This window comes from Flavobacterium psychrotolerans (genome assembly GCF_003097635.1).
Classification (GTDB): domain Bacteria; phylum Bacteroidota; class Bacteroidia; order Flavobacteriales; family Flavobacteriaceae; genus Flavobacterium; species Flavobacterium psychrotolerans.
Genome location: NZ_QCZI01000016.1, coordinates 1 through 14,517 on the forward strand (window position 1 = coordinate 1; position 14,517 = coordinate 14,517).

At 35.5% G+C, this 14,517-nt stretch carries 8 protein-coding genes; 1 reads left to right on the top strand and 7 read right to left on the bottom strand.

What is annotated here, in order from left to right:
* Nucleotides 1-411 precede the first annotated feature (411 nt).
* The 4 genes from DB895_RS11650 to DB895_RS11665 form a co-directional block, all read right to left on the bottom strand.
* Nucleotides 412-3,174, bottom strand: coding sequence for a PD-(D/E)XK nuclease family protein (locus DB895_RS11650; protein ID WP_116725544.1), 2,763 nt, complete (start codon nucleotides 3,172-3,174; stop codon nucleotides 412-414).
* Nucleotides 3,175-3,238: 64 nt separating this feature from the next.
* Complete coding sequence (locus DB895_RS11655) at nucleotides 3,239-4,648, bottom strand: OmpA family protein (protein WP_116725545.1); 1,410 nt, start codon at nucleotides 4,646-4,648, stop codon at nucleotides 3,239-3,241.
* A 111-nt stretch (nucleotides 4,649-4,759) separates the two neighbouring features.
* A complete protein-coding gene (gene kbl / locus DB895_RS11660; RefSeq protein WP_116725546.1) occupies nucleotides 4,760-5,953 on the bottom strand; it encodes a glycine C-acetyltransferase in 1,194 nt (397 codons plus the stop codon).
* Nucleotides 5,954-6,015: 62 nt separating this feature from the next.
* Nucleotides 6,016-9,648 carry a UvrD-helicase domain-containing protein gene (locus DB895_RS11665; RefSeq protein WP_116725547.1) on the bottom strand — a complete coding sequence of 1,211 codons (3,633 nt, stop codon included), beginning with the start codon at nucleotides 9,646-9,648 and terminating at the stop codon, nucleotides 6,016-6,018.
* 309 nt (nucleotides 9,649-9,957) lie between these two features.
* On the opposite strand from DB895_RS11665, the gene DB895_RS11670 reads away from it, so the two are divergent.
* Nucleotides 9,958-10,566, top strand: coding sequence for a superoxide dismutase (locus DB895_RS11670; protein ID WP_116725548.1), 609 nt, complete (start codon nucleotides 9,958-9,960; stop codon nucleotides 10,564-10,566).
* Nucleotides 10,567-10,840: 274 nt separating this feature from the next.
* Here DB895_RS11670 and DB895_RS11675 read toward each other — a convergent pair whose 3' ends face one another.
* From DB895_RS11675 to rnhA, 3 genes are all read right to left on the bottom strand, one after another.
* A complete protein-coding gene (locus DB895_RS11675; protein ID WP_116725549.1) occupies nucleotides 10,841-12,739 on the bottom strand; it encodes an amidophosphoribosyltransferase in 1,899 nt (632 codons plus the stop codon).
* A gap of 173 nt (nucleotides 12,740-12,912) precedes the next feature.
* Entirely contained in the window at nucleotides 12,913-13,836 is a 924-nt protein-coding gene (locus DB895_RS11680) for a PfkB family carbohydrate kinase (RefSeq protein WP_116725550.1), read from the bottom strand.
* 162 nt (nucleotides 13,837-13,998) lie between these two features.
* Nucleotides 13,999-14,478, bottom strand: a complete 480-nt coding sequence (rnhA, locus tag DB895_RS11685) for a ribonuclease HI (RefSeq protein ID WP_116725551.1) — start codon at nucleotides 14,476-14,478, stop codon at nucleotides 13,999-14,001.
* Between the last annotated feature and the right edge of the window lie 39 nt (nucleotides 14,479-14,517).

A 14,517-nucleotide genomic window follows, 5' to 3' on the forward strand; every position in this document is an offset into this window, starting at 1 on the left:
CAAGATACTGAATTTCAGTATCTTGACCAATATCTAGCCAATATTTTCTACTTCAAATAATTACACCCAACGGGTTGGATACTATCTATTTCTAACAGATTCATCTTCAAAATAAATGGCTCATTAGATATAAAAATAGAATTCCCAAAATTTCGAATAGGACATTAAATAATGAACTAATCAGGAGTAGCTGCATTTTGGAAATTCCATTATTAAGATAAAATAAATATTCATTTTTCTGGTATATTTCTTTAGCCACAAGACTTGTTATAAATCCAAAGGTTAAAAAAACAATTAAAAAAGTTTCCACACCACCAAAAAACAATGTCAAAACACATAACGCCAAATTAATAGTTAATGTACTTTTATAAAATTCGAAAATGTTGGCTATTTTTTTGATGGTTGATAATTTTATATTTTCTCTTCAAACGGCTTTTCCTCATCCAAGATCTCCTTCAATAAAAGCACAATTTGTTCCAAGTATTCCTCCAATACTTCAGCATTAATCATTGAATTCCCTTCTTTTCCCTCCTTAAAATTAAAAGGTAAAAAACCCGACTTTAAATTTTTGAATGAAATAATTCCGGCCTCTACAGCCTTACCGTTGGCAATTTCCTCATACATATAGGCATAGGCCAAAATCTGAATGATTTTATCGTTTTTGATATCCTCAGTCAGCCCCTTCCACGATTTAAGCGTTACATTCCCTTTTTCAACTTTTCCGGTTTTGTAGTCAATAATTCGGATAATTCCATTTCGTTCTTCAATACGATCTACTGAACCTCCAATTTTAACTGGAAAAGGCAAACTAGCATGTTCCAAAATTCGCTCAAAACGTTTTTCCAAAGCTATGATTTTAAAAGCATCACCATTTTTGACACTTTCTAATTCTACTTTCAAGAAATTGAAGACATTGCGTTTAGCGACTTCAAAGGCTAATAAATTTCTCCCTTTTTTGATTTCGCCTTCTTTATAAACGAGCTTAAATTGTTTTAACACTTCGGCATCAATTCCTTCAAAACAGTTAGCAAGGTCATTTTCAGAAACAAACTTCCCTACAAAAGGATCATACAAGACTTTTAAAGTCTCGTGAATAATTGTCCCAAGCGTGTTAAGCGCTATGTTTTCTTCCACTTCTTCGACTTCTCGGATGCGCAATATCTTTTGGAAATAAAAATCAATCGGGTTACGGATATAACTGGTCAAAGCAGAAGGTGAAAATCCATTCTCGGCTATATCTTTCAACCGCAACATGACACTTTCCGATTTCGGAATCACCATGGGCTGATAAGCCGTTTCCGGTAAAACCGCATTATAAATCTCGTGCGTTAATACATGATTCGGTTGCTTTTCGACTTCCAGTTGTGTGATAAACCGGCTTTTCTCACCAGCATCCAAACCTTCACTTTCGGTGTTGTACAACAAATAAATATTCTTGGCTCGTTGTAACAAGTGATAAAAATGATACGTGTAAATGGCATCCTTTTCTTTGAAAGTAGGCAGACCCAATTCCCTTTTCACATCATACGGAATAAAGGAATTTTGCGATTTACCAGCAGGGAATTTACCTTCATTCATCGAGGTGACAATCACGGTTTCAAAATCTAGCACTCGGCTTTCCAAAACCCCCATAATCTGCAAACCATTCAAAGGCTCGCCTTCAAAGGAAACTTCGGCCAAGTCAATAACCTGTTTGTAAATGGCATGCAGCGTATCTATTTTATCAATGTGTTCGTGCTTAGAATAGTAATTGATGAGTTTATTAATGACCTTAAAAATAGCAAATACAAAAGCTTTGGTGATTTTCTCTTCCTCATTGTCGTTGCTCAAATTGCCTTTAATCGTTTGCAATAAATCAGAAATAGATTGTAAAACCATTATCGAACCGTTTTCCCATTTCTGGAATAAAAGCGTAAACAAATCGCTAGGAATTGCATTTAATTCCGTCAATTTATGATGAGTGATAAAAGTATAATTATTTTGATTAATTATTCGCACCACGTCGCCCGTTTTGGCATACGGCTCCACCAAGGGATGAGTCAAAATATCCAAAACATCTTTATAATACAACACATAACTATTGCCGCTTCTTGACAAGGCATTGGTGTGCATTTTAAACAATTTGGCAATCAAAATTTGAGCAGGGTTATTCTTGCTCGAATATCCCATCGTAATATTCAAAGCACCAACAGAAGAAGGCAAAGAATACAATAGTGGTACCAAAAGATTTTCTTCACCAAGAACGATAGCGACATTATCTAATGCAGTATTAGGATTGGAATTGATGATGTTTTCAATAATGCTTCCGGTTATTTTAGCTTGACCAATCGTTTTGGGTGTACCAATAACTTGAATGTTTTTAGTTTGCGAAAAATCGTCCACAATCCATTCAAATGGATTTGACTTGTAGTGTTTCCAACTTTCCTTAAAGCGGCGAAGGAACAAACCCGCATCGTGATAGGTGTCGTTCAAGAAGGTTTGATCTGCATCCCAATATATTTTAGCTTGGTCGGATGCAATGAGATACTGAATTATTTTTTCCTCGGCGGCATTCAATGCATTGAAACCCGCAAAAATGAAATTCTTCTCATTAACGGAATTAGAAAAATGATTCAAATTTTTCACGGCTTCCCGATAAATCAGACCTTGATACCCAATTCCTTTTTTTAGCAAATGATCATAAAGGGATTGATAATAATGTGGCAATAATTTCCAAAAGTCGATGTAATTTTCCAGTAATTGGGTTTTGTTTTCGACTTCAATCCCCCATTTTTTGATGTCCTCAATATCTTTCAGATAAGAAAGAACATGAGAAGGATCCAATAAATAACGGTCAATTTCATTAAAATCCTGCAAAAGGGTTTTGGCCCAATTAGCAAAAAGTTCAAAAGTTTGTTGATTTTCTTTTGCCGTAATAGACAAGTAGACTTCATAAAACTCAAATAACAATTCTATGGGATCAACAGAACGAATGCCTGATATTTCCTGAACAAAATCTTCAATACTACTTATTTCAGGGGAGAAAATATTGTTTTCAACTTGATTTTTGAGTGCTTCAATCAAAAATACTTTGGCGCGCTTGTTAGGCAAAACCACGATCGTGTTTGATAAATTGTCCGAGTGATTTTCAATTATAACTTGTGCTATTTTATCTAAAAAAGAAGTATTTGTCATTCTATAAAAATAAAAAAACGCCCCGATAAATTGGGGCGTTTTTAAAAAATATTTTGAGAGAAAATTATTTAATTAAATTCACTTCTACTCTTCTGTTATTAGCTTTACCAGCTTTAGTTTTATTAGTGTCAATTGGTTTAGTTTGACCATAACCAGCAGACATTAATCTATCAGCAGCAATACCATTTTCAATTAAGTAATTTTTAACTGCACTTGCTCTATCAACAGATAATTTCATGTTAGATGCAGGCTTACCACTGTTATCAGTGTGACCTTCAATACTGAATCTAGCAGAAGGATATTCTTTTAAGATTGCAGCAATAGACTGTAATACAGGGAAAGTTTGTTTTTGGAAAGAAGCTTTACCACTGTTAAACAAAATTGTTTTAGCGTAAGCGTTTAATTTCAAGATTAACTCTTGAGAAATTTCAGGACAACCGTTGTTTGCAACAGTACCTTTAACATCAATACATTTATCATCTTTATCTAAAACACCGTCTCCGTCAGTATCTGGCCAAGGACAACCTGCATTTTCAGCTGGTCCTTTAACTTGTGGACATTTGTCAGATTTATCAGCAACACCATCTCCGTCAGCATCAGGACAACCATTTAATGATTTTGGACCAGCAACTTCTGGACAAGCATCATCTTTATCAGCAATTCCGTCTCCATCAGTATCAGGACAACCTTGGAATTCAGCCAAACCAGCAATTTCTGGACAAGAATCACTTCCGTCAACGATTCCGTCTCCGTCAGTATCAGGACAACCTTTGAATTGTTTCAAACCAGCAACTTCTGGACAAGCATCATCTTTATCGTAGATACCATCACCGTCTGTATCTTTACCTCCAAATTTGAAAGTAAGACCTGCGAAATGTTGAAAAAGAGTCGGAACACCTGATTCTGGAGTTCTTATTGATTTATCATCAAATGAATATTTCAAAGTAGACTGAAGGGACAAACCAACCATGTCGGTAAACCAGAAAGTCAAACCTACTCCACCATTTGCAGTTCCATAACTATTATCTCCAAAAAAAGTATATCCTCCACCAATATGAACCGAAGGGTCAATTACTTTAGAACCTAAAGCTTCCTTAAAACTGTATTTAATGATACCATCTGCAGCATAGTAGCTTAAATCACCAGGATTAACTACTGCATAATCACCAGGAATTGTTGTACGTTCAAGAACATATTTTTTAATTTTGTTCACAGAACCTGTCACTCCGAAAGAGAAATTACCTCCAACGTTTTTAGAAACGTTCAAATAAGACACAGATGGAAGAACATTCCAATTGTCTTTTGCATTAAATACTTGAGAAATTTTATCCCCAATTTTCGAAGCAGCACTCACTCTTGTGTCTACCGCATTAACCCCAAAAGTCACAGCCCATGGGTTGTTGCTGTCTTGTGCCTGTGAACTAAGTCCAACAAGCAATAACACAACAGAAAATAATTTGTTAAGATGTTTCATACTTAAATTTTGTTTAGATTACAATAATTATGGGAGCAAAAGTAATACGTAATTTTTTAACTACAAAACGAAATGTTAAAAAAAACAATAAAAAGCCCCAAAAAATGGGAATTATATAACTTTTAACATTTTTCCCACCTCAATAAATGCTAAAATACATTTGTCCAAATGTTCCGTAGTATGAACAGCGGAGAGTTGTACCCTAATTCTAGCTTTGTCTTTTGGAACTACTGGAAAAAAGAACCCAATAACATAAATTCCTTTTATCAAAAGCTCATTTGCCATAGTTTGAGCCAATTTCGCATCATAAAGCATTACAGGGACAATCGCAGAATCACCCTCAACGATGTCAAAACCTGCTTTTTTCATTCCAGCCTTGAAATAATTGGTGTTCCATTCCAATTTATCTCGCAAAGAGGTATTTTTTTCCAACAATTCAAAAACCTTGATAGAGGCTCCAACAATTGCCGGCGCCAATGAATTTGAAAACAAATAGGGTCTGGAACGTTGACGTAACAATTCAATAATTTCTTTTTTAGCAGTAGTATACCCTCCCATGGCTCCTCCAAGGGCTTTCCCCAAGGTACCCGTTATGATATCTACCCTTCCCATTACACCTTTAGCTTCAAGTGTCCCTTTTCCGGTTGCACCAATAAATCCAGCCGCATGACACTCGTCCACCATAACCATGGCGTCATAATTCTCGGCTAAGTCACATATTCTATCCAATGGAGCAACAACACCGTCCATAGAAAAAACGCCATCGGTAACAATTAATTTAAAGCGGGCTCCTGCTTCATTGGCTTTGATTAATTGTTGTTCCAAATCTTCCATATTGCTATTTTCATACCGATAACGTGCTGCCTTACACAAACGAACACCATCAATTATAGAAGCATGATTTAGACTATCAGAAATTATTGCGTCATTTTCGCCTAACAAGGGCTCAAAAACACCACCATTGGCATCAAAAGCTGCAGCATATAGGATCGTATCTTCGGTTCCATAAAAATTAGAGATTTTTTTTTCTAATGTTTTATGAATGTCCTGCGTTCCACAAATAAAACGAACAGATGACATTCCGAAACCATGGGTATCTAAAGTGTCTTTAGCGGCCTGAATCACTTCCGGATGTGATGATAATCCGAGATAATTATTGGAACAAAAATTCAAAACTTTCTCTCCCGTCGAAATAGTAATTTCTGGCCCTTGCGGCGAAATGATAATTCTTTCTTTTTTAAAAATCCCGTTACCTTCAATCGTTTGAAGTTCTTCTTGCAGGTATTCTTTTATTTTTCCGTACATTTTTTCTAATTTATATGATGTTTATGCCTATTTATTAAAACTAAGTGGCACTTCCGATATTTTCAAAAATTTATGACATTAATTTGCTGTCCTATATATATGAGTGCCTTTTTCGCAACTTTATAACCCATTTTTTCAATAGCATTTTGGTAATTTTCCAATTGTAATTGATATTTAGAATTGTGTGTTCCTGTTTTGTAATCCAACAAAAAAATCTCATTGTCTTTTGTTAAAACCATTCGGTCCGGCTTAATCGTTTTCCCTTCTTTTTGTATGATGGTTTGTTCATTCCACACTATATTCTCTTCCGAAAAATAATTTTCCAACTCCTGATGATTGACAATGTTCTGGATGGTTTTGAAAACAATATTTTTTTGGCCGAAAGTAATTAATCCCCCTTCAACAGCTTTAGTAATTGCCAAATCGACATCGCTTTTTGTTTTTACATAAGATAATATTTCATGCACTACATTACCGTATTCTATAGCTTCCTGCTGGTGCGTTCCCCACATTAAGGCCTCTCTTTGGGCAATTTTAATGTTTTTAGGATTTAAAATTTCACGGACTAGAGCAATGGCTTTAACCTCATCTATTTTTTTGTTTTCTGACGAGAGTTTTGCTGGAGTTCCAAATTCGTACTCCAATTTTTCTTCTTCAAAAACATGACTCCTAATCAAATATCTAATAAAAAACGAAGCCATATTAGCAGGATAATCCCCATCTTTTTTAGGTTTAATCATTTGCGAAATAATGTATAATTGTTCCTCGGCTCGTGTTAATGCCACATACAAAACATTAATATTATCCAGTAATTCTTCTTGTTTTTTCTGATCGTAAACTAATTTGGCTACTTCTCCATAACCTTCTACTGCACTGCTGTTATCTATCAAAACTTTAGGCAAGCCGAAAACTTCCACTTCGGCATTCAGCCACAATTTGTCTTTGGGTTTCCTGCTATAATCCTCATCTGCAAAGGGCAAAATCACAACTGGAAATTCCAATCCTTTTGATTTATGAATAGTCATTATCCGAACAGCATTTTTCCCTTCAGGAGACGGAATACTAAATTTCTCTGCATTCTTGTCCCAATAATTCAAGAAATCAGAAATTCCAGCTTGGTTTCGAACATCCCGCTCCAGAACTATATCGAGGAAATATTGAACGTAAGCATTCCCCGACCCGACCCTCCCCGAAGGGGCGGGAGCCGAAACTGGTGAACTAGAATTTAAAATTTCTTCTTGTAAGCTCAATTCTTGCTTTATTTTTTCTAATACCTCCGAAACATTTTCTATTACTTGCTTGTTCGTAAATCGAATTAATTTATAACCTAAATTATTCAATACAATCGTTCTTTCATTGTCTAATTGTATTTGCTCCTGTGTTAAATGGTATTCTCCATCAACTTCAATTACCAATTTTTGAGACAAACAAACAAAATCAACAATAAAACTATCTATAAGATGTTGTTGTCTAAACTTGTAATCCAAAGATTTAGATTTTATTTCTGACCATAATATTTTTTCGGCATCAGTTGGGTTTTTCCTCATTTCTTGAGCTTTTTCTATCAACAAATGAGAATAATTACCCCCAGTCATGTATCCTAATACCTTACCTTTATCATCCGCACGATTTGCCACATTGTCTCCCTTTCCTTTGGAAAGGGTTGGGGATAGGAATTTACTCACTATGATTTCAACAGCTTCATACAGAGATTTTTTTCGGATGTCTTGAAATGAAAGTAAAATATCAAAACTCATTAGCCAATTTTCAAAAGCTTGTTCATGCTGTTCTTCCATTCCCATGGCAATAAAGTCGTGAACAGGCATTTTATCCTGAATAAATTCAGCTATATAAAGTAAAAAATGGGCTTTAGCTTCTAAATCGGAATTGTTTTTTAAATATTTTAATACTTGAATAATAAACCGAACTTCGGTAGCATTTTGTATCATTAAAGTTTCTGATGACAATAGTGGAATGCGCTGCTCGGTCAAATAATTAGCAATCGCAATGCCTTGACTTCGCTTTCTAGTCAAAATCACCATCTCTTTATATTCAAAACCTTGCTGTTTAACTTTTTGAATTGTGTTTAATGTCGCTAGTAAATATTGTTCCGTTTTGTCTAGCGCCTCTTCGTCACCTTCATTCGGATCAGTTTCCGGAAGAAATGAAATATTTACATAGCCGCCTTTTTTATCATTCGTTTTTTGATGACTGTGATTTTTGTACAAATCTTTATAATCCGCATTTTCAAATTCAGAAGAAAGTAATTGAAAAAACGCATTGTTAAAATCAATAATTTGAGAATAACTGCGATAGTTTTTGTCTAAATGCTCTAAAACTTTTTCGGGATTATTAAACGGATTGTTGTCTTTGCTTAACTCAATAAACTGCTCTGCTTTCCCACCTCGCCATCGATAAATGGACTGTTTAGGGTCGCCTACAATCATCAAAGTTCCTTTTTCTCCGTCAATTTCGCTTGAAGTTGCATTGTCAATTAATGGAATCAAATTTTGCCATTGCATTTCAGAAGTATCCTGAAATTCATCTATAAAAAAATGGCGGTACCGTTCCCCTAATCGTTCGTAAATAAAAGGCGCAGGCTGATTCTGGATTTCCCTATAAATAATGGCATTAAATTCGGCAATAGAAAGTACATTTTGTTCCTTTTGAATTTTAGCCAACTCATTGCTAACCGTATTTAATAAAGATAATGGCGTGATGTTTTTTAGGAAAGCTTTATAGAAATCTCTCTTTTCAAAGTTTTTATAAATCGCATCTAGAGTTTGCAATAAATCAGGGATAATACTTTCTATAATTGCGGTGTCTTTCGCCGTTTTATTGATTGAAACATCTTCAAACTCCCGAAACATTTTATTTTTAGGATTGAATTTTCCATCAGAAATACTTTGAAGATGATTTGGAAACGTTCCTCTTGAAAATGATTTTGGGTCAATCCCATTTTTCTCAATAAACAAAAGTGCTTCGTTAGCAAATTCAACATTTTCCTTTTCTAAATCTATATAAAGCTTATTTAGTTTTGTTTTAATTGTTAAAAAATCCGTGATGGATTTATCTTGAAAATGAGTGATTTCATTTCGATTATTTTCATTCAAAACCAATCGTCCCGTTTCGAGAATTTCTCTGGAAATATCCCAACTTTTGTCATCGTCGGTTTTTTCCATGGTAAAATCTACCAACAATTTTGTCAGAACTTCATCTTCGCCGGCTTGTGCAATGATAGCGTCAACGGCTTCTGTTAAAAGATTTTCAGTGTCCAAAGTCACCTCAAAAGTCATTGGTAAATTTAAATCATGGGCAAAAGCACGAATAACTTTGTGCGTAAATTTATCGATGGTAGAAATATCAAAAGCAGCATAATTATGAATAATATGCTTGATGATTTGTTGTGATTTTGATTTGATTTGAATGATCGAAAGTTGGGTTTCAATAGCCAAATCTTTCATTAAATCTTCGGCTTTAGTGCTTGGTTCGTCTTTAGCAAATTCAGATAAACTACCCACTATTCTGCTTTTCATTTCATGAACCGCTTTGTTGGTAAACGTAATGGCAAGAATATTACGATAGGCATCGTTTTTATGGGCAACCAAAATGATTTTAAGGTATTCTTTGACGAGTGCATAGGTTTTTCCGGAACCTGCCGATGCGTCGTATATGGAAAATGATGGTCTTTGCATTTAGATTTTTGATTGAAGATTGCTCCGCCTGTTCGCCATTTTGGCTCTTATAACGATTTTAAATTTCAGATTTCCTTTACTCCGAACGCACTAGCCCCGATTAAAGTGAAAATCCTTTTTCTGGCTTCTTTAGCCAGGAAAAGATTGTAACAGAAAGCGGGAAATAGCTCCTCACTTCGACAAGCTCAGCACTACGTTATCATATCATCAATTTATTTAATACAATTATAACGAAATAGAATTACCAATTCCAAAGTTAAATGTTTATTTTTGAATAAAATATTTATAAATCACTAAAACAATTATACTATGGCTTTTGAATTACCACAATTACCTTATGCGTATGACGCATTAGAACCTTATATTGATGCACGAACGATGGAAATTCATCATACAAAGCATCACAATGCGTACATTACAAATGTTAATGCAGCTATTGCCGGTACCGACATGGAAGGTAAGACGATCGAAAATGTTTTGATCAATCTGGATATGAAAAACATGGCGGTTCGTAATAACGGTGGTGGTTTTTACAACCATAATTTGTATTGGACTGTAATGACTCCCAATGGTGGCGGACTTCCTACCGGAGATTTGCTGGCTGCTATCGAAAGTGCTTTTGACTCTTTTGAAGAATTTAAAGCACGATTCAGCAAAGCGGGTATTACACAATTTGGATCAGGATGGGCCTGGCTTTGTGTTCATAAAGGAGGAAAACTGGACATTTGCGGAACACCAAATCAGGATAATCCACTAATGCCTGGAGTAGGTTGTGGCGGAACTCCAATTTTAGGTATGGATGTGTGGGAACACGCTTACTATTTAAATTACCAAAACAGAAGACCCGATTATGTTGAAGCTTTTTTTAATGTAATTAACTGGGTTGAAGTATCCAAAAGATATGCTTTAGAGAAATAGTCTTTTTTAGACAATCGTTTTTTAGACAATAGACGGATATACTTAATGAGTTTGTCCGTCTATTTTTTTATCTATTATCTTTATGTCTCTCAATCTATTATCTCTAAAAAATTCCAATAAAAAGGGCGGAATTTCTTTCGCCCTTTTTGCCCCAAATCTACCATAAACTTAACCTACTATATATGGCGGAGTAAATTTATAATGTCATAGGTTGTTTAGCAAATAAATTGGTTGAAACACCTAAAAACTCGATAAAGTGCAATTTCAATGTGTTTCAATATGCTCTAGCATCTTTTCCTTCGTAAAAATTCATAAAAGCTCTGCTCACAACGCGGTTTCCTCCAGGAGTTGGATAATCCCCTGTAAAATACCAATCTCCTAAATTTTTTGGGCAGGCAATATGTAAATCTTCAACCGTTTGAAAAATAATTTTCACTTCTGCTTTTATCTCAGGTGAACTCAACATGGTTGCAATTTTATCTGAAACTTCTTGTGGTTGAAAAGGCGCATAAATTTCGGTCACATAATTTACCAATGCGTTATCTTTTAAATGTTCTTGTTCTTTACACTTGGTATAAACGGCATCAACAATATGATACAAGTTTCTTTCTTTTAATAATTCTAAGGCAGCTCTAAAAGCAACCAATCCTTCCAGTTTTGCCATGTCAATTCCATAACAATCTGGGTACCGAATTTGTGGTGCCGAGGATACAATAATGATGCTTTTAGGCTTTAATCGATCCATCATTTTGATGATACTCATTTTGAGGGTAGTTCCGCGAACGATACTGTCATCAATAATCACCAAATTGTCGGTTGGTTTTATAACACCATATGTTACATCATACACGTGAGCAACTAAATCATCGCGACTGCTGTCCTCTGTAATGAAAGTTCGCAGTTTTGCATCTTTGATAGCCACTTTTTCGGTTCTAATTTTTACCGAAAGGATTTCCTCAAGTTTTTCTTTGGTTAACGTTTTTCGGTTTTTGAGAATGAACGTGTTTTTTCTTTGGTTCAAAAAATCTTGGGCCGCTTCAACCATTCCATAGAAAGAAGTTTCTGCTGTATTTGGAATATACGAAAAAACGGTGTTGTCTGTATCGTTATCAATCGCATCCAGAACTGCCGGAAGAATTAATTTCCCGAGTTTTTTTCGCTCTTGATAAATCTCGGCATCACTACCTCGTGAAAAATAAATTCTTTCGAAGGAACATGCTTTTTTTATGGTTGGGGGAAGAATTTCTTTTTCGGTTACGTTGCCATTTTTTTTGATGATTAATGCGTTTCCGGGTTGTAATTCTTGCACTTTTTCAAAATCTACATTGAAAACTGTTTGTATTACCGGCCTTTCCGAAGCGACTACTACAATTTCATCATCCTGATAAAAATAAGCGGGACGAATTCCTGCCGGATCTCTAAAAACAAAAGCATCACCATGCCCTAAAAGTCCCACCATAGCATAACCTCCATCTAAATTTTTAGAAGCTCTTGTCAAAATTTTGGCAATATCTAATTTTTCAGCAATAATTGGAGAAGCCTCCCTTTTTGAGAATCCATTGTTTTTGCATTCTTGATACAAATCGGTCACTTCATCATCAAGAAAGTGACCTATTTTTTCCATTACGGTTACCGTGTCGGCCATCTCTTTGGGGTGCTGCCCTATTTCCACCAAGCTACTGAAAAGCTCTTTTACGTTGGTCATATTGAAATTTCCAGCCAAAATCAGGTTTCGGTGCATCCAATTATTCTGACGCAAAAAGGGATGCACGCTTTCAATACTGTTTTTTCCAAAGGTTCCATAACGTACGTGACCCAAGAAAAGCTCTCCTATGTAGGGTATATTTGCTTTTTGCAATGCCACATTATCGGCATATTCGGGATGGGAAGCCATTTCCTCATTGATTCTATCATTGATTTGTGCAAAGACGTCTTGAATGGGTTGAGCGTCGTTAGAACGCACACGGCTAATGTATCGTTCTCCGGGTTCTACATCAAGTTTGATGCTGGCAAAACCCGCTCCGTCTTGTCCCCGATTATGCTGTTTTTCCATCAGAAGATACATTTTTTGTATCCCGTAGAATGCTGAACCGTATTTTTCCTTGTAGAATTCTAACGGTTTTTTTAATCTTAAAAGGGCAATCCCACATTCATGTTTAATTGCGTCGCTCATTGTGTTGTAGTTGTTTGTAGTTAATTATTTTAATCTTTCCGATTGCAAAAAATATGCCAAGCAACGATGACTTGCAATAGGGTCATTTATCCATTTTTAATTTGAATAAATTTATTTATTCTTGATCGTTTATTTAACAAAAAAAGCCCCGTTTCCGAGGCTTATAGTGTCAATTATTGTATTATCTCAAATTGTGTTAGCGATTTAAACTGTTGCAATCTTTCCAACACCTCCACTTTATCAAGATTGAGCATTCTTTCGGTTCCAAATTTTTCGACACAAAAAGAAGCCAAATTAGATCCATATATGATTGCATTTTTCATGTTTTCGAAAGAAGTATTTTCGCTTTGCGTAATAAATCCGGCAAATCCTCCAGCAAAAGTATCACCGGCACCCGTTGGATCAAAAACCTCTTCTAAAGGTAAAGCCGGAGCAAAGAAAATTTCTTTCCCGTGAAACAATAACGCCCCATGTTCTCCTTTTTTGATTACGACATATTTTGGTCCCATCGTATGGATTTTTGCTGCCGCTTTTACTAAGGAGTATTCTCCTGATAATTGTCGCGCTTCTTCGTCGTTGATTGTAATGACGTCAACTCGTTTTATTACTTCCAATAATTCTGGCAAGGCACAGTCCATCCAAAAGTTCATCGTGTCAAGTAACACTAATTTTGGTTTCGCTTCCATCTGATCCAAAACACTACTTTGTACCAATGGATGTAAATTCCCTAGCATCACCACATCGGCATCTTTAAAATTTTGGGGAACTTTTGGCTGAAAATCGGCCAAAACATTTAATTCTGTAATCAAGGTGTCTCTTGAATTCAAATCGTTGTGGTAACGACCACTCCAGAAAAAGGTTTTTCCTCCTTTTACAACTTCAAGACCAGAAATATCGATGTTTCTTGCCGTTAATAAATCTAAATATTCTTGTGGGAAATCGTCCCCGACAACCGAAACAATCGCCGATTTCAAATCGAAAAAAGAGGCAGAAAGCCCTATAAAAGTACCTGCACCGCCTAAAATTTTGTCGGTTTTTCCAAAAGGAGTTTCAATAGCGTCGAAAGCAACGGTTCCAACAATCAATAATTTATTCATACGTAAATGGTATTTGTTTTTTTAATAGAATATGGAATTTACATAGCAACATTCGATGTTAAAAGAATATTTTATACTCATTCCGTTTTTTGAGTTTCGAATTAAGGGGCAAAGATACTTTATAAGTTGCAAATTTGCAAAAGTTGAAACTTGCAAAGTTTCTCATAACAACTTCCCCTCTTCCTTTTCATAAAATTCATCTACCGAAAGTGTCTTTTGCATCGAGGCCATAACCGCCAGTTCATCACAACGCTCGTTTTGCGGATGATTGTTGTGCCCTTTAATCCATTTAAAATCGACCTGGTGTTTTCTGTAGATTTTCAGGAACCGTTTCCATAAATCGGAATTTTTCCTGTCTACAAATCCTTTTTTCTCCCAACCTAAAACCCATTTTTTCTCGACCGAATCAACCACATATTTGGAATCGGAAACCACTAAAACTCTCATATTAGGATTTTTTAATTTTTCCAAGCCAACGATAACAGCTAACAATTCCATTCGATTATTTGTGGTATGCCGAAATCCTTCGTAAAATTCTTTTTTATGTGGCGTTCCAACAAGTTCCATAACCACCCCATACCCACCGTTACCCGGATTCCCTTTAGCAGCGCCATCTGTATAGATATGTACTTGATGAGACATTTTAGACTTTTTAGACTTAGTTAAGATTACTTCGACTCC